The sequence below is a fragment of the Vagococcus acidifermentans genome (genome assembly GCF_003987655.1).
In the GTDB taxonomy this organism is placed as follows: domain Bacteria; phylum Bacillota; class Bacilli; order Lactobacillales; family Vagococcaceae; genus Vagococcus_B; species Vagococcus_B acidifermentans.
The window spans coordinates 51,611-69,395 of the sequence record NZ_NGKC01000002.1; the positions used below are offsets into that span (position 1 = coordinate 51,611).

Annotated in this window: 15 protein-coding genes; 9 read left to right on the forward strand and 6 right to left on the reverse strand. The window is 46.4% G+C overall.

Annotated elements, in window-relative coordinates:
- The first annotated feature begins 162 nt into the window (after positions 1 to 162).
- The 6 genes from CBF27_RS02430 to CBF27_RS02455 all read left to right on the forward strand — a co-directional run bounded on the left by CBF27_RS02430 (position 163) and on the right by CBF27_RS02455 (position 9,241).
- Entirely contained in the window at positions 163 to 687 is a 525-nt protein-coding gene (locus CBF27_RS02430; RefSeq protein ID WP_126812056.1) for a dihydrofolate reductase family protein, read from the forward strand.
- A gap of 65 nt (positions 688 to 752) precedes the next feature.
- A complete protein-coding gene (locus tag CBF27_RS02435; RefSeq protein WP_126812058.1) occupies positions 753 to 1,202 on the forward strand; it encodes a flavodoxin domain-containing protein in 450 nt (149 codons plus the stop codon).
- Between the two features lie 18 nt (positions 1,203 to 1,220).
- The gene (locus tag CBF27_RS02440) at positions 1,221 to 1,604 is read left to right on the forward strand and encodes a VOC family protein (protein ID WP_126812060.1); all 384 of its coding nucleotides are present in this window, start codon (positions 1,221 to 1,223) and stop codon (positions 1,602 to 1,604) included.
- Positions 1,552 to 3,924, forward strand: a complete 2,373-nt coding sequence (locus CBF27_RS02445) for a helix-turn-helix transcriptional regulator (RefSeq protein ID WP_126812062.1) — start codon at positions 1,552 to 1,554, stop codon at positions 3,922 to 3,924. Before CBF27_RS02440 ends, CBF27_RS02445 begins: the two co-directional genes overlap by 53 nt.
- 137 nt (positions 3,925 to 4,061) lie before the next feature.
- Positions 4,062 to 6,830, forward strand: coding sequence for a glycoside hydrolase family 3 protein (locus tag CBF27_RS02450; RefSeq protein WP_170174980.1), 2,769 nt, complete (start codon positions 4,062 to 4,064; stop codon positions 6,828 to 6,830).
- Between the two features lie 71 nt (positions 6,831 to 6,901).
- Positions 6,902 to 9,241: a beta-glucosidase gene (locus CBF27_RS02455; protein WP_126812066.1), complete on the forward strand. Its 2,340-nt coding sequence runs from the start codon at positions 6,902 to 6,904 to the stop codon at positions 9,239 to 9,241.
- 87 nt (positions 9,242 to 9,328) lie between these two features.
- Here CBF27_RS02455 and CBF27_RS02460 read toward each other — a convergent pair whose 3' ends face one another.
- The 6 genes from CBF27_RS02460 to CBF27_RS02485 all read right to left on the reverse strand — a co-directional run bounded on the left by CBF27_RS02460 (position 9,329) and on the right by CBF27_RS02485 (position 14,293).
- Complete coding sequence (locus CBF27_RS02460) at positions 9,329 to 9,781, reverse strand: LURP-one-related family protein (RefSeq protein ID WP_126812068.1); 453 nt, start codon at positions 9,779 to 9,781, stop codon at positions 9,329 to 9,331.
- Positions 9,782 to 10,256: 475 nt separating this feature from the next.
- Positions 10,257 to 10,970, reverse strand: a complete 714-nt coding sequence (locus CBF27_RS02465) for a tyrosine-protein phosphatase (protein ID WP_126812070.1) — start codon at positions 10,968 to 10,970, stop codon at positions 10,257 to 10,259.
- A 12-nt stretch (positions 10,971 to 10,982) separates the two neighbouring features.
- Entirely contained in the window at positions 10,983 to 11,771 is a 789-nt protein-coding gene (locus CBF27_RS02470; protein ID WP_126812072.1) for a PhnE/PtxC family ABC transporter permease, read from the reverse strand.
- 9 nt (positions 11,772 to 11,780) lie between these two features.
- Positions 11,781 to 12,578, reverse strand: coding sequence for a phosphonate ABC transporter, permease protein PhnE (gene phnE, locus CBF27_RS02475; RefSeq protein ID WP_126812074.1), 798 nt, complete (start codon positions 12,576 to 12,578; stop codon positions 11,781 to 11,783).
- The gene (gene phnC / locus CBF27_RS02480; protein ID WP_126812467.1) at positions 12,571 to 13,374 is read right to left on the reverse strand and encodes a phosphonate ABC transporter ATP-binding protein; all 804 of its coding nucleotides are present in this window, start codon (positions 13,372 to 13,374) and stop codon (positions 12,571 to 12,573) included. The genes phnE and phnC overlap by 8 nt, the downstream gene beginning before the upstream one ends.
- A gap of 7 nt (positions 13,375 to 13,381) precedes the next feature.
- Positions 13,382 to 14,293, reverse strand: coding sequence for a phosphate/phosphite/phosphonate ABC transporter substrate-binding protein (locus CBF27_RS02485; RefSeq protein WP_126812076.1), 912 nt, complete (start codon positions 14,291 to 14,293; stop codon positions 13,382 to 13,384).
- A 180-nt stretch (positions 14,294 to 14,473) separates the two neighbouring features.
- Here CBF27_RS02485 and truB point away from each other — a divergent pair, with 180 nt between their 5' ends.
- The 3 genes from truB (at position 14,474) to hemW (ending at position 17,738) form a co-directional block, all read left to right on the forward strand.
- Positions 14,474 to 15,391 carry a tRNA pseudouridine(55) synthase TruB gene (truB, locus tag CBF27_RS02490; RefSeq protein WP_126812078.1) on the forward strand — a complete coding sequence of 306 codons (918 nt, stop codon included), beginning with the start codon at positions 14,474 to 14,476 and terminating at the stop codon, positions 15,389 to 15,391.
- 15 nt (positions 15,392 to 15,406) lie between these two features.
- Positions 15,407 to 16,351: a riboflavin biosynthesis protein RibF gene (gene ribF, locus CBF27_RS02495; protein ID WP_126812080.1), complete on the forward strand. Its 945-nt coding sequence runs from the start codon at positions 15,407 to 15,409 to the stop codon at positions 16,349 to 16,351.
- A 214-nt stretch (positions 16,352 to 16,565) separates the two neighbouring features.
- A complete protein-coding gene (gene hemW / locus CBF27_RS02500; RefSeq protein WP_126812083.1) occupies positions 16,566 to 17,738 on the forward strand; it encodes a radical SAM family heme chaperone HemW in 1,173 nt (390 codons plus the stop codon).
- Positions 17,739 to 17,785: the final 47 nt, after the last annotated feature.

Here is a 17,785-nt window from a genome sequence, read left to right on the forward strand (position 1 = left end):
AGAAAACAGTAAAAGCATCTATTGAAACTTGACAAGCAATTTTGTTCATTGATAAGCAGCTGATGTCAGATATCATTCGGTCAGGAAATTGCTCATTATTGATAAATATGTTATTTTGTGGGTAGATGAAAATCAAGTCATATCTTTGAGAGGAAGAAGCGTATGAGCGTTATTTTTTATGGGTGTGTGAGTCTGGACGGCTATTTGGCTGATAAAAATCATGGACTGGGATGGCTGCATGCCTCCGGTTCTCCGGAAGAAACAGAGTATGACGCATTTTACAAGACTATCGACATCGTAGTTATGGGCAGGCGAACGTTTGACGAGGTCAGCAAGCTGGGTTCTGTAGCGGATATATACCCGACGACTACGAACTATGTGTTCACCAGCCGTAATGACCTTGAAGCGGAAGGGATACAGACGTTTTCAGGAGACGTCGTGACCTTTATTCAAAAAATAGCAGCTGATAAGCGGATATGGCTTGTCGGCGGCGGCGGGTTGCTGGCACCGCTGCTGGAGGCGCAATTAGTCGACAGGATGTATATCCAAATTGCACCAGTCATTCTTGGTGATGGTATTCCTTTATTTCAGAAGCACCCATACAGCAGGCGGTTTGTCCTGTCCGACGTCAAACGCTACGGCCAGTTTGCAGAACTTGTGTATGACAGGCTGCCGGCAAACACTTGACCTTGAAAAATTGTGGCAGATTTTCTCATAAAACGGACGGTAGAAGACTTTTTTCGGGGGAAAACATGAAAACAATCATTGTGTATGAATCCACCCATCACGGTAATACTAAAAAACTGGTGGATGCGATAGCGGCTGCTCATCACGTAGCAATTATTGACGTGACAGCTGCTGCGCGTGCTGATTTGTCGCAGTATGAGACCATCGGCATCGCGTCCGGCGTTGCCTTCGGTAAATTGTATGCGGCGAGCGAGGCGTTTGTTGCAGAAGGGCTGCCAGAGGGGAAAAATGTGTTTTTTCTTTACACATGCGGCAAGGACAGCGGAAAATATGCGGACAAGGTCTCGGCACTTGCTGAACAAAAGAATTGTAGAGTGCTTGGTGTGTATGGCTGTTTAGGGTATGACACTTATGGTCCCTTTAGATTTATCGGCGGTATCGCCAAAGGACATCCGAACAGCGAAGATGTGGCGCAGGCGGTAGCCTTTGTCGGGAATATACTCAAAAATAAATGACATCACGGAGGGATAGCAATGAAAATCGAACATGTAGCAATGTATGTCAATGATTTGGAACGAGCAAGAGCCTTCTTTATGACGTATTTAGGAGCAGTCTCAAATGATGAATATCATAATAAACAGACAGGCTTCCGCTCTTATTTTCTTTCATTTGACGATGGCGCGAGGCTGGAAATCATGACACGGCCGGCGATGGAAGATGCGGAAAAAACATTGGCAAGAACAGGCCTGATTCATATCGCATTTAGTGTCGGCAGCAAGGAGAAAGTCGATGAACTGACAACCATGTTAAAGCAAGACGGATTTGAGGTCATCAGCGGTCCCCGCACGACGGGTGACGGCTACTATGAGAGCTGCGTCGTCGGCATTGAGGGCAACCAAATCGAGATTACGGTTTGACATTGACGTTGTCGAACAGCCGATGATAAAATTGAGGCAGTCATTTCAGAAAAGGATAGAAGCGGCGATGGAGAGCAAACGAATATTTCAGCTGAACGGTGCCACAGTAACAATTGAGCGTATCACTCAACATGATTTTTTTATGAATCAGGATGTGACGCTCTATTTTGTGTTGGCCGGCCATCTGGAAATTATCCAAAATGGACAAATCAGGCAGTTGAACAGCGGCGACATCTATCTTGTCAACCACAAAGAAATTATCGGGCTGGTCGGCAGCAAGGACAACACGGTGGTGAGTGTTTGTCTGCATTTCAACAGTCTGCAAAACGAAGCGGTCGCTTTTCAACTGACCCGGCCGCTTTCTTGGGCGTACCGGCAAGATGCGTACCCGCTGATTGCCCGTTGTCTGGCCAGTCTGATTATTGAGTGGCTGAAAAAAGAAACTGGATATCAGGCAATTGCCGACGGGGAGCTGTCCCGCTTGAAGGGACTCCTGCTCCGTCATATTCCAAATCAGAGTCAGGCTGCTGATGACGGTGTCCCAATTTCGTCAAAAAACAATCAGATAGTTGCTTATATCAATGACCATTTTCACGAGAAAATCAGTTTGTCCGACTTGTCCGAACGTTTTTATGTCAGCAAGTTTTACTTGGCACACTCGTTTAAACAGCAAATAGGCCTGTCGGTCGGCAGTTACTTGAAAGAAATCCGCCTGCTGCACAGTTTGGAATTGCTGGAAAAGACCGACGAAACATTGACAGATATTGCCTTAAAAAACGGTTTTGCCAGTTTACGGGCATTCAGTGATGCGTTTAAGGAAAAATATCAGGAGAGTCCCAGTGCTTACCGCAAGAGCCGCCAGCAGGACCGCATTGCAGCACGACAGACTGACACCGGCAGTGACTGGCTTTATGAACTGCTCCGTAGTTATTTGCCGGAAGAGGATCGGGACGAGTTTGACACGCGTCACACGATGGTTATCACTGAAGCTGTGGACATGCAGCACGTCACTCGGAAAACTAACCAAACGGATTACTTCCTCAAGACGCAACCTGAATATTTGCCGGTCTATTTAGAACGTGTGAACAAAGAGCTGGGTATCCGCTATGTTGCAGTACAGCCGCTGGTTAAAAAGATTAATCAAGAGAATCGGCAAACGGTTGATTTCAATCCGATCGGTAGAGAAATTGCGGCTGTTCTTGCAGCTGGTATGCTGCCTTATATTCAGATTGGTGCAATTGACTATGACGATTATTGTCAGCTGACTGATGCAGCAGCTGGAGATTTTGTGGACTTGCTCCGGCAGTTTGCCAGTTACCTGCGTCTAAACTTCGAACGCCTTGACAACTGGCGGATTGAATTCCGCTGTTTTTATGAATATACTAACGGGGCGGAGCTGTGTGTACCTGTCAGGGACAGTATTCCTGTTTTTCAGGAGACCGGACAGCTGCTCATTCATTTTCCGATGCAGCCCTTTGATGTGCAGGAGGCAAGCGACTCCGGCGTAGGGGAGGTCTACACAGTTGATGACCGGGGTATGCTGAGACAAATATCACTGGTACGTGCAATGAAAAACTTGAATGAACCAAAATACATCGAAACCATTAGCCAAAACAGAAATATCATGCATCAAGCGGAAATACTGGCACGGTTCAATGAATATGAAACTGATGACTATTTTCAGCAGTATCAAGGTTTGATTCAGGTAAACCGAATGCTGTGGCTGTTCTTAAATGAATTCGGCGGAAACAGTCGGTATAGTTTGCCGGTGTCGCTGGACGGGTCGCAATTGTTCACCTATTTTCCTGAGGCTTTGTCAGCGAAGATGGCGCTGATTGACAATCAGGGACTGATTCAGGACAGCTGGTACTGTTATCATTTTTTGGCAAAGCTCTATGACGATATTGTGTTTCGTAACGAGTTTTGCATTATCACAAAGGAAAAGGGAAATTACCGTATTTTATCTGTTTATCCAGAAGCGGAAACAGCAGCATTTTTTAGTCTAAATGACAGTCATTTACAAAACAGCCGGCAGTCGGTCACTAAACAGCGTTTGTCATTCCGCTTTGTTATGTCAGGTTTGTCCGGCGATTATCGGATTATTCAGCAAGAATTGACACCGGCACACAAAAAAGCCAAGAAGACACTGACTGATATCGACGACTGTCAAATATTGTCTTTAGACGATGTGGTCTATCTGAATACATTCAATCAGCCGGTCAGGTCAGTCAAACAAGCAAACATGCAGGAGGATTATGTGTATCAAATGAATGTTCCGCTGTTTGGTATCAATTTTACAGAGTTCATAAAATTAAATTAACAGGCTGAAAATTGCTTTTGTTTTTGATTTCTCCAAAACATAAAAGCAATTTTCAGCCTATTTTAAGCAATTTCTGCCACGCCTCTTTGAAAGCGCTGTACTAAACTGGTGACAGGATAAAAAAAGGGGGCAATATGATGAGTGATTGGTTAAAAAAACGGAAAGAACGGAAACGCAGAATCAGCGAACAAGTCAAACTAGACAAACAAAAGATGCGCGCACGCAAAGAAGAAATCAATCAACTGCCGGAAGCAGAGCGAGCCAAAGCCAAAGCGTCTGACAAAGCTGATAAAAAAGCGGCGCAAGCGGCGTTCAAAGAAGAATTAAAAGCAATGGACAAACCGGGCAGGAGCGCTGCCAAGAAAGAACGGAAAATGTACCGTAAAATCAAAAACCGTCCTGCCAGAGCAATCGGCTGGTCCGTATTTGTTTTGCTGGTGGCAGTCGTGGTTGCCAAAGTCGGACCGACTGTCAGCGACATGGCATCAACGATGTCAGGCAAAGGTATTGAGATTACACCGGGGACGAAAGAAGGTAAAGCCGCACGGGAAGCAGGTGAAAGGCTATCGGAACAAATTGCGGAAGAAGGCATTGTCCTGTTGAAAAACGAGGATCAGTCTTTACCGGTTGCCGATAAAAAGGTCAATGTGTTTGGCACATCCTCATTTAATTTCCGCTACGGCGGGGGCGGTTCGGGCGGATCAGACACTTCCCGTGCTATTTCATTGTATGACGGCTTGAAAGAGGCTGGTATTTCTTACAATCCGAAACTGTACGAATTTTATCAGGAGCAGCCGGACGTCAAAGACACAACGGGTGAAAGCGATACTGGTCTGATGGCAATTGTGAAGATGTTGGCCAGCGGCGACAAGGACAGCGATGAACCGGCTGTGGATTATTTGACTGAGGATGTACTGAAACAGGCTCAAGAGTATTCGCATCATGCGCTGTTGACAATCGCCAGTTCAGGGGTCGAAAGCAGCGATATGACCGACGAACAGCTGCAGCTGACGAAAAATAAAAAAGACTTGATAAAAAAAGTGGCTGAGAATTTTGACAATGTGACAGTCGTCATCAATGCCGGTAACACACTTGAGTTGGGGTATTTGGAAAAGTTCCCGTCAATCAAATCCATCGTCTGGGTAGGAACACCGGGACCGTACGGCACGCGTGCACTTGGTAATGTTCTGGCCGGGAATGTGAATCCGTCAGGACGTCTGGCGGATACGTATGCTTACGAAGTCAGTTCCGCACCGGCAACCGAGAACTTTGGCAGCTATGCGTATGCCAATCATGACAAGCATTTTGTCAATTATCAAGAAGGCATCTATGTCGGCTATCGTTTTTATGAAACATACTATGAAAATGACGAAGAAGGCTACCGCAAAGCCGTTCAGTTTCCTTATGGACACGGATTGAGCTACACTGATTTTGATTGGCGGATTGTTGATGAGCAGTTTGATAAAGAGCGCATCACAGTCAGTGTTGAAGTAACCAACACCGGAGAGCTTGCGGGCAAGGATGTCTTGCAGCTGTATTTTTCAGCTCCTTATTATAATGGCGGGATTGAAAAATCGGCCATCGAATTGGCTGCATACGCCAAAACGAAAGAGCTTGCGCCAAAAGAATCGCAGATTGTCGAGCTGAGTTTTGCCACGAATGAGATGGCGTCGTATGATGCGGTAAAAGAGCAGGCCTTTGTACTTGATAAAGGGACATATGGTATCAAACTGGCTAAAAACGTTCATCAGATTGTGCATACGATGACGTATGACAATCCGGAAAAACTGGTCATTAAAGAAGATGAAAAGACCGGTACTGAAATCCGCAACTTGTTTGATGCCAATGCCAATGACCAAACCTATTTATCGCGCGGAGACTGGGAAGGTACATATCCGTCAGATAAACAAGTCAATGACAAAGCCCCGCAATTTGTGCTTGATGAAGCCAATAAAGAAGTGTCAAAAACGGACTCAAACGCACCGGAACTAGGGCAGGATAACGGCATTAAACTAGCTGACTTGAAAGGACTGCCGTATGATGATCAGAAATGGGAGGCGTTTCTTTCGCAGTTCACTATGGAAGAGCTGATGAGCCTTTACACAGAAGGTGCTTACAAAACCAATGCAATCGAGCGGCTTGGTGTGCCGGCGACAGTACTGCTTGACGGACCGGCAGGCATCAATTTCTTCTTTAAACCAGTTGAAGCGGCCGCCTATCCGACAGAAGTGGTGATTGCTTCAACGTGGAATGATGATATCGCTTATGAATGGGGCGCCGCTGTCGGTAAAGAAGCGCGTGCGTTAGGGGTTCACGGTTGGTATGCACCGGCGATGAACATCCATCGCACAGCCAAAGGCGGCCGGAACTTTGAGTATTTCTCCGAAGACCCGCTCCTTTCCGGAAAGATGGCAGCTGCCGTCACGCGCGGCTCACAAGATCAAGGTGTCATTGTCTTCATGAAACACTTTGCCATGAATGATCAGGAAACAAATGCCCGCTCCGGGTTGTATGTGTGGGCGAATGAGCAGTCGATGCGGGAACTTCATTTGAAGCCGTTTGAAATCACGGTAAAAGAAGGCGGTACATATGGCGCAATGTCTAGTTTCAGTTACTTGAACGGCCAGTGGGCGGGTGCCAATCCGACATTATTGAATGACTTGCTGCGTGAGGAATGGGGCTTTGAAGGAATGGTGTCAAGTGATGCTGTATTCGGCTTTATGCACGCGGATGATGCGGTTGTTTCCGGGAATGACTTGATGCTGGACATCATGTCGAAGTCCGCCAACCGCAAACGGCTGGAAAAAGCCTACAAGGCTGACCCGGAAAGTATCGGAAACGGCTTGAAAACCAGCGCTCACAACACGCTTTATGCCCTGTTGCAAACGTATCTTTTCGAAGATTAAAATAGTTGAATAGGTGCCGCGGGAGAGAGTTATATCTTTTGGCGCCTATTCATTTGACGAGGATGAACTGAATGAGTGACAAAGAATTAATTAGCCGCATGACATTGGCAGAAAAAGCCTCGCTGATGTCAGGGGAAAACTTTTGGAATACAAAAGCCATCGACCGTCTGGGTATCCCGTCAATCATGTTGACTGACGGGCCCCACGGTCTGCGCAAGCAAGGAGGGAAGGCGGACCACTTAGGACTTAACAAAAGCCTTCCGGCCACATGTTTTCCAACTGCTGCTACACTTGCAAACAGTTGGGACAAACAACTGATGCACGAAATGGGCGTCAGTTTGGCTAAAGAGTGTGTCAAAGAAGAGGTCAGTGTGATTTTGGGACCGGGTCTGAACATCAAGCGGAATCCGCTGTGCGGTCGAAATTTTGAGTATTTTTCCGAAGATCCGTATTTGACCGGCGAACTGGCTGCTGCTATGGTCGCAGGTATTCAGGAACAAGGTGTATCAGCTTGTCCGAAGCATTTCGCAGTCAATAGTCAAGAACACATGAGGATGACCATCAATGAAATCGTAGACGAGCGGTCATTACGGGAAATTTATTTGGAAGGGTTCCGCAAAGTGGTGGAACAGGCGCAGCCGTGGACGATTATGTCGTCCTACAATCAAGTCAACGGGATTTTTGCCAACGAAAATCAACATTTGATGAATGATATTTTATACGGCGACTGGGGATATGAAGGTGTGATGGTTACTGACTGGGGCGGCAACAACGACCGCGTGTCCGGCCTTAAGGCACATAACCAGCTTGAGATGCCGTCTACCAATGGAATTACCGATCAAGAAATAATTGCAGCAGTTGAAGCCGGGACACTTGATGAAAGTATTTTAGATGATGCTGTTATGCATCTGTTGCGGCTGATTGACAAAACGCATCGGGCGTCTGGGGAAAAGTGTGATGTTGATATGGCTGTTCAGCATGAGAAGGCTGTGTCATTTGCCAAGCGCTCACTCGTTCTTCTCAAAAATGACCATCAGCAGTTGCCGTTAACAGAACAACAGTCAATCGGAATCATTGGTGATTTTGCAGAAAAGCCGCGTTATCAAGGAGCAGGCAGTTCACTGATTAATCCGACGAAAGTCCCTGCACCGCTGGATGTGTTGCGGGACTCTGACTTACAGGTTGCCGGTTTTGCTTCCGGCTTTAAACGCATGGGCGGGAAAAGCGGGAGGCTGTTGAACCAAGCTGTTGAACTGGCTAAAACAGTTGACACGGTTTTGCTTTTTGTCGGCTTAGATGAAAGCAGCGAAGCAGAGGGCGTGGACCGCAAACATCTGAGGCTTCCTGACAACCAGCTTCAGCTGATTGATGCGGTGTCAGCGGTCAATGACAATATCGTGTTGCTTATTGCCGGCGGCGGTGTGATAGAAATGCCGTTCGAACCGAAAGTATCTGCCATTCTTCATACGTATCTTCCTGGTCAGGGGGGAGCAGAGGCACTTGCCGAGATACTTACAGGTAAAGCTAACCCCAGCGGGAAAACCAGCGAGACTTTTCCCCTGCGTTACGAAGACACCCCGTCAGCTCCTTACTATCCGGGCAAGGAAGCGACAGCCGAACATCGTGAAGGTCTGTTTGTCGGGTATCGCTACTTTGATACGACGGATACGCCTGTCTTGTATCCTTTCGGGTATGGTCTGTCATACACGACATTCAGCTACAGCGAGTTGAAAAGAGACGGGTTGAATGTTTCTTTTAATGTGACGAATACAGGTACGGTTGCCGGGGAAGAAATTGCCCAGCTGTATCTTGCTAAAAAAGATAGCCAGATTTTTCGCGCTAAACGCGAATTAAAAGGGTTCGAAAAAATTTATCTGGCTCCGGGCGAAACGAAAACAGTCCGCATTGATTTATGCCGTCATGACTTTGAGTATTACAGCATCAAGACGAATAGCTGGCAAATTGAATCGGGCGAGTATGACGTTCAAATAGGGTCGTCGATTGCAGATATCCACCTGCAAACTCAGATTGTGATGACAGGGGTCGGCGACGTTTCCGAGTATGGCAGTACCCGTTTTCCGTTATACATTAAAGGGGCCGCCCAAAAAATTTCCGACAGAGAATTTGCAGAATTATTAGGTTATACACCGCCAGCAGCTTTGTGGGACCCGCAAAAACCTTTGGGGATGAACGATACGATTGCCCAAGCACGATACAAGCATTGGCTAGGCAAAGCAACTTACGGATTAGTCGCATTTATCCGGGACATGTTTATGCTTTTTCAAAATCCTATTTGGTCAAACAACATGTATTTTGTCATCAACATGCCGTTTAGGCAGATGGAGCGCTTTACGGGAGGAAAAATCAGTCAAAAAATGGTCGAGCGCTACTTGCGCATATTAAATAAATAACCTATTGTGAGCAATCACCGGATTTTTTAAAGAGCTGAGTCGCTAAGGGCATTTTCCCCTTAACCACTCAGCTCTTTTTATTCTCCGTCAGCTCAGCACAAGGCTGAGACAAACCATGAGACAAACAACTAAATTGAGATGTTTTTCTTCAACGACTGTTATTTTGTATGTGTGTTTGGATTTGGTAATGTCGGCAATAGGCAGCTCGCCTTTCAATAATTTAAATGTATCGCTTAGCCAGCCTTCGATTGCGACAGCTTCACCTGTCATGGAAAAAACACTCTTGAGCTCGCTCATTTCTTTTTGCACCCATACGTCCTGATAGCCTTCAACGTGAACCAAAAATTTCGGCAAATGGTACAACCCAAAGTGATTTCTGATTTTTTTAATGGTTCCGATGCGGCGGTGGCTGGTGTCGTAAATCGACCATTGCTGGCGCGTTGGCAGTGCTTTGTCGTTCGTGACAGTAAAACATGTATCCCCGGTTTGATTAAACAGACGCACACCTGACGTGTGACAGTCCAATATCAGTTCCTTCATAAAACCATCCTCCCATTTTTTAGAACAACTATCATTGATTATTATACGCGAAAAATGAAAAAATCAACGAGGGCTGCCAGCGACTTTTCCGACATGTTATCCGAAGTCAGCTTATGACTAAAGTCATTTACAGCATTGTCAGACTATTTTTCGTAAACAGACCATTTTATAAAAAATGTCGTCCTGTCGTTTACTTTTTCCATCCTTATTTTTTATGTGTTTTATTTTTATTTTAAAATCAGTTAAAAAATAAAATTACTTTATAACACTAGTGTTGCATGAAACATCTCATGTTTCACACTATTTTTAAATAAAGCTTTCATTATGCAAAAAAGCCCTTTATACTAATCTGGAATAATTTATCCAAGACCAATAAAAGGACTATCGCGAAGACGAATAGCCTTATCGCCTATACTTGTGACACAAAACAGAAAAAACCTGAGCTGTGACTAAAAGTTGTCACAGCTCAGGTTTTTTAAGCTAAATATCGCTGTCTCAGTGCTGTAAAGGTGTTGTTTTCTATTCCGCAATCTGCCAAATAGGTTTCTGCATTTTTATAATGACGTGTCAGGTGGTTCAGCATGTGTGCCATGTACTCGCCTTTGGAATACATTAAATGCCGGTAAGGGCTGCTGTCCATCAACCGGCTATTTTGTTTTAAAAAAGCATAGGTAATTTCATAGTTGGCAATGATTCCGCCTTGGTCCACATGCAACAAGCTTAGGAGGAGTGCCGCAATCACGCCGGTTCGGTCTTTGCCGGCAGAGCAGTGAAAAAGGACTGCCTGCTCCTCGGCGGAGGCAATGACCTCAAAAATCTGTTTAATGGCAGGTTTACTTGTTTCCAGCAGCTGGACATAAAAGTCGCCAAGGGATAAATCGCTGACCAGTTCCTGCGTGATATCAGCGATTGGCAAGTCGGTGACCAGCGGCAGGTGATGCACAGCTATCCCGGTTTGACCGTTCAGCTGGTAGCCTGTTTTTGCCAGTTCCTCATCCGAGCGCAAATCAATTACGGTTTGGATGCCGAGTTGCTGAAAGCGGGCAATGTCGTTGCGCGATAAAAAAGAGATGTCGTCGCTGCGGTAAATTTTTTGCCATTGGACGACTTTACCGTCAGACGTTGGCAAGCCGCCCAAATCTCTTGTATTGAACGTTGTTTCTAAAGGTAAACGAATGTAAGGGGTCATGGAATCACCTTTCTATAAAGATAGTTTCTTTTTGAATTGATTGACCAGCAGTTCAAAGGTCACCATTGTTGTAAAGATAGTTAAAATAATGATGGAAATCCGGCCGTAATTATAACTGCCGATGGCCTTTGTCAGTAAAGTACCGATACCGCCAGCGCCGACCATACCCAATGAAATGGATTCTGCCACATTGCTTTCCAGACGGATAGCAATCCATGTCAGAAACAGGCTGGAAACATAAGGCAGTACGCCTTCAAAGATCAGCTGGAACCAGTTGCTGCCCACAGCCTGCATCGTTTCGAGTATTGCCGGCGAGACGTCTTCAATACTACTGATAAATGATTTTGTCAAATAGCCGACAGTCGGAAAAATCAGTCCGATGACACCGGCAATCGGCCCGAAACCAAGACTTGCCACGATCATCAAAATCCAGACCAACGAAGGGATTGCCCGGAGGATCGAGACGAATACTTTGATGACGATTGAGACAAGAGGCACGGGGGCAATGTTGGCAGCTCCCAGACAAGCTAAAACGAAAGAGACTGCCGTCCCAAAGGCAAGCGAGGCCAGCGCGATGCTGATTGACAGAAAAAGTTCTGTTGCGATTTCGCCAAAATCCGTCATGTCGAGGGTCAAAAAATGGCGGCCGATGTCGGAAATCGTGTGCAAGCGTGCGAAAAAGGTCAAAAAATCAAGCTCAAGCTGTGCGGCGCTGAAGCTGAACACTCCTGCAATTAACAAGACCGCACTTATTATGGTGATTTTTTCAGCACGAGGAGTTAAAGGAATTGTCTGTTTCATAAGCTGCTCCTAAAGAATAATTTTTCTGACTTTATTGACACATAATTCTGTCAGTAAAACCAAGATGACGAGTGTGATAATCAGTGACATGGCTTCACGGTATTTAAACAGCCGGATATTCGTCTGAATGAGAATCCCGACACCGCCGGCACCGACCATCCCGAGAATGGCAGAGGCACGGATATTGATTTCAAACGAAAACAATGTCCAGTTAATCCAGGCCGGGAAGAATTCAGGAATCAGACCGTGCACGATGAGCTGTGTTCTGGACGCACCGACTGCCCGCAACGCCTCCAGTTTGGAACCGGCGATAGCGTTCATTTCTTCGGCATACGAGCGGGTCAAAAAACCGAAAGTCGCTAAAATCAGTGCCAGAATCCCCACGAGACTGCCAATCCCGAAAATATAAACGAGCAGGGATGCCCAAACAAGTACCGGAATATTTCGAATCAGCGAGACAATCAGCCGGACCGCTAATCTGACAGGCATAACCGGGTTGATGGCTTCAGCCATCAACAAGCCGAAGATGACTGAAATGACTGCCGATAGACAAGTCGCCACTACGGCAAAAAACAGTGTTTCGAGTATCAGCGGGACATAGCTGGCAAACTGGCGGAAATTCGGCGGAAAAAAATTCTCCTTGAAGAACGCAATAATTTCCGGAAATGCCGCCGCAATATCCAACGGATTGATTTGCAGAAAGAAATAGGCGAAGACGACCAGAGCGGTCAAAAAGGTCAGCGTCATCCGCCGCTTGATTTGGGATATATTTGTCAATGGGATCTCAGGAGTCTGATTCTTACCCATAAATCGCTTCGCCTCCATGTACGAGGGGCCAATCTTTATTGTCTGCCTGCGTCGCAGCCGGCTGATTGTAGATGTGCTGGATGGCTTCTTCTGTCAAAGCTTCCGGCCTACCGTCAAACACGATTTCCCCGGCCCGGATGCCAATGATGCGGGTGGCATAACGCTTGGCAATTTCCACCTGATGCAGATTGACGATACAAGTTAGCTGCTGTTCTTCAGTTACTTTTTTTAAATAGGACATCACCGTCTCCGATGATTTCGGGTCAAGCGATGCAATCGGCTCGTCCGCCAGTATCAGCTGCGGTTCCTGCATCAGCGCCCGGCAGATGCCGACCCGCTGCATCTGCCCGCCGGACAATTCTTTCGTCTTCTTGTAAAGGTGTTCTTCAAGGCCGACTGTTTTCAGCAACGCCACGGCTTTTTCACGTTCCTCCTGGGAATAAAGTCCGAACGTGCTAGTCAGGGCAGAAACTTTTCCCAGCCGGCCGTGCAGGACATTTTTTAACACGTTGGTGCGGGAAATCAAGTTATAGTGTTGGAAAATCATGCCAATGCGTGATCTCAGTTTCCGCAAAGCCGCCCCGGTCACCGCCGTCACATCTTCATTGTTGAAATAGATATTGCCGCCGGTCGGTTTTACCAGCTGGTTGATGGAACGGATCAATGTCGATTTGCCGGCCCCTGACGGACCGATAATGACCAGAAATTCCCCTTTGGCGACTTGAAAAGTGATGTTTTTGAGTGCGTACTGCTTGTCTGTGTATTTCTTTTCGAGCTGTTTGATGTCAAGTAAAATGGTCACGCTAGTTGTCCCCCTTTATCCCGAGTGTGTTCATCATGTCTTCTGCCACCCGATAGTCTTCCTCATGAGCCTCGACAAATTTTACTGTAGGATCTTTGTAAAAAGTTTCAAAATAGTCGGTGTTGTCATAAGTCACGTAAAAGTCCTTGATTTTTTTCTTGATGTCTTCAGGCAAATCTTTGCGCATGACGTAGACTGGATTTGGAATCACATCCGTCTTGCCGATAACTTTCAGTTCATCTTTATCAACTAGACCAGCGGCATCCATCTGATCCAGCACTTGGCCGGCCACGGCAGCAGCTTCATAGTCGCCTTTAGCCACACCCATCACGCTGGCGTCATGCTTGCCTGAATAAGCTACCGTCTTGAAGAAATAACCGGGTTCTTCCAGTTGATCGGCTGACAGTTTCAATTCCTTGACCAGCGTATATTTTGGAAACATATAGCCGGAGGATGAAGCCGGGTCGACAAAAGCGAAATTTGTTCCCTTTAAATCTTCAATATTGTTAAGTTTATCGTTATCTTTTTGTGTAATGAAGAGTGTGCGGTATTCGCTGGCTCCCATGGATGTCGTGGTAACGACCGGTTCGATGGCGGTTTTTTGTTTAGCCTGAAAATAACTCATCGGCGAAACGAGCAGCACGTCCAGCTGTTTATTTTTCATCGCTTCGATTCCGACGGCATAATCTGCGCCTTCCATCTGTTCGACAGTTACGCCCAAAGCTTTGCTCATGTCTTCTTGAAATTGTTTGTTTTTTCCGCCCGCTTCCGGATTGTTTTCATCCGGCATGGTGACAATCGTCAATTTCTCCAGCTGGTTATTTTCATCTGCTTCGCCTTTATTGGTTTGACAACCAGTCAGAACAAGAACACTTGTTAATAGTAAAAATGTTGTGTTAAAAATCTTTTTCATAAATGAAACTCCTTTACAATTTTCTAAAATCAGTATAGCCTCTGATTGTAAAATGGATGCGTGAAAGCATGTAAATTTTCTGTAAATCCGGCAGGTGATATTGGTTAAAATCATGTGAAGACATACTTAAATTGTTTTGTGTTATAATATTGAAGTGATTTTAAAGAATGGAGATAATCAATGGAAGGTATTTTACCATTATGGAAACCTCGCGGCATGACAAGTCATGACTGTGTATTCAAATTGCGAAAAATTTTACAGATGAAAAAAATCGGTCACAGCGGCACGTTGGACCCCGATGTTGATGGTGTGCTGCCGATTTGTGTCGGGCAGGCCACCAAAGTCGTTGAATATTTGCAGGACGGCCGTAAAATCTATCATGGTGAAGTGACACTGGGGCTTTCGACCACGACTGAAGACAGCAGCGGCGACGTTGTTGAACGCAAGCGAGTGACTGAACCGCCGACCGCACAAATGGTTGATGACGTGATGGTCTCATTTGAAGGGGAAATCACGCAAATCCCCCCGATGTATTCCGCTGTCAAAGTTGGCGGCAAGCGTTTGTATCAATACGCACGGCAAGGCATCACGGTTGAACGTCCTAAGCGGCAGGCAATAATCTATTCGTTTCAGCGTACGGGCGAGCCGGTATATAATGAAGAAGAGGGGACGTTCAGCTGGGCATTTACTGTCGAATGCGGAAAAGGGACGTATGTCCGGACGCTGGCGGTCGATACAGGCGCCAAGCTGGGGTACCCGGCGCACATGTCCGATTTGACACGCGTTGCCAGCGGCGGATTTTCAAAGGAAGAGACGCTGTCGCTGGAAGAAGTTGAAGTCCTGATGGCTGAAAATAAGCTGTCTGATAAACTTTTACCGATTGAACGAGTGTTTGAAGCGTTTGCCCGCGTTGAGCTGACAGACGAACAGTTTGCCCGCGTCAAAAACGGCGCAGTACTGCCGGAAGGATTCTTTGCTATTGACACATTAACAGAACCTTACGCACTGTATTACCAACGTCGGATTATCGCGCTGTATCATGCCCATCCGACTAAAAAAGGTTTTTTGAAGCCTTTAAAAATGTTACGAAATGTTTGAAGGAGAGTTGGCAAAATGAATGTGATTTCTATTCATCACCCCTACGAGGCGGCAGACATTCCGACAGATGATGTCGTCCTTGTCTTGGGTTTTTTTGACGGTGTTCACAGGGGACATCAGGAAGTGATTGCGGCCGGCAAACAAGCCGCAGCACAAAAAGGATTGAAGCTGGCGGTCATGACGTTTAATCATCACCCGTCCATCGTTTTCCAGAAAGTGGACCCGGACGCGATGAAGTATTTGTCCAATGTTGACCGGAAAATCGCAATCATGGAATCGCTTGGTGTTGACTACCTTTATGTGATTGAATTCACCTCCGCATTTGCCGGCTTATCGCCGCAAAGATTTGTCGATGAGTATATGGTCGGACTGCATGCCAAGGTGGTTGTCGCCGGTTTTGACTACACATACGGGCCGGCTGCTATCGCTGATATGCTGCATCTGCCGGCATATGCACGCGGCCGTTTTGAGATCATTGAAGTGGCAAAGCAAAATGACCTCGGCAAAAAAATCAGTTCAACGAATATCCGGCACATGATGAGCGAGGGCGACATGGAAAACGCCAATCACTTTTTAGGTTATGTGTACGAAACTTCAGGCACAGTTGTTCACGGTGATGCACGTGGGCGCACGCTTGGTTTCCCGACGGCCAATATTGCCAGCGAAGCCAACGTACTGCTGCCGAAAAAGGGTGTTTATGTCGTGGAAATCAACATCGCCGACCGCTGGTACCACGGAATGGCGCAAATAGGGTATAACATCACTTTTGGCGCTAATCGACGGGAAACAGTGGAAGTGTATATACTTGATTTCTCAGAAGATATTTACGGCGAATTTGTCACAATCCGCTGGCATCATTTCTTGAGGCCCGAGGTGAAATTTGACGGCGCGGCTGGTCTGATTGAACAGCTTCAGCTTGATGAGCAGCATACCCGTGACTATTTTTCAAAAAATAATTAACAGACAGGCCACCTCTTGGAAGGTGCAAATGAAATAGAAACTGTTGCATCGAAAACAGCTTCTATTTTTTTGCGGGACACGTGAAGCGGAAAAACTGCAGATGCCGCCTTGCCTGATGTATGCCCGTATCATTTTGTCAGACATGATGCTGTCGTGTTTGCCGGATTAATGGTATAGTTTTGATGAGATTCAGCACTTCGGAAGGACATGGAAAATGGAAAAAACAACTCAATCGGTCAATACCAGTGTGTCAGCTTACATTCACATTCCGTTTTGCGAGCACATCTGTTATTACTGTGATTTTAATAAAGTATTTATCGAAGGACAGCCGGTGGATGAGTATATCGACATGCTGATCCGTGAGATGCAGTTGACCAGACAACTGTATCCGGCAGACAAGATGGAAACGATTTACATCGGCGGCGGGACACCGACTGCTCTATCTGCTGAACAGCTGGACAAACTGCTGCTTGGTGTGCGGAGGGAACTGCCCTTTGATGACCGCAACGAATTCACCGTTGAAGCCAATCCGGGAGATTTAACGCTGGAAAAACTCCGCGTGCTGCAACACTACGGGGTCAACCGTCTCTCCATGGGCGTGCAGTCTTTTGATGACCGGGTGCTGAAAAAAATCGGGCGGCGGCATTCGTCGCAAGATGTTTTCGACACGATGAAAGTGATTGAGTCCTCCGGTCTGACCAATGTCAGTATCGATTTGATTTACGCACTTCCCAACCAATCGCTGGCAAGCTTCGAGGACACGCTGACGAAAGCTCTGGCGTTGGACTTGCCGCATTACTCATTGTACTCGCTGATATTGGAAAACAAAACCATGTTTTACAATTGGATGCGGCAGGGACGGCTCCGTCTGCCGGGGGAAGACACAGAAAGCGATATGTTCGACATGGCTATCGACCGCATGGTGCAAGCCGGCAAACATCACTACGAAATCAGCAATTTTGCAGATGCAGGTAAAGAAAGCCGTCATAATTTAGTTTACTGGGACAACGAACATTATTACGGACTGGGGGCAGGCGCGAGCGGCTATCTCGGGCAGAAGCGCTACAAAAACCACGGGCCGATTCAGCACTATCTGGAGCCGCTTAGACACCACTGTTTGCCGGTCGTTAGCGAAGAGAGTTTGTCGCTAACAAATCAAATGGAAGAAGAGATGTTTTTAGGCTTGCGGAAAGCTGCCGGCGTATCCTCACTGCGTTTTCAGCAGAAATTCGGCAGAGCATTGACAGAGGTTTACGGCGATGTCCTGAACGACCTGATGGCGCGGCAGCTTTTGGCGGAAAAAGACGGCGCTTATTTTCTGACCAAGCAGGGACTGCACCTCGGCAATGATGTCTTTGAACAATTTTTAATCGAGCAGACTGATTGATATAATCAGTCTGTTTTTTGTTTTAGCACTCTATCCGATAGAGTGCT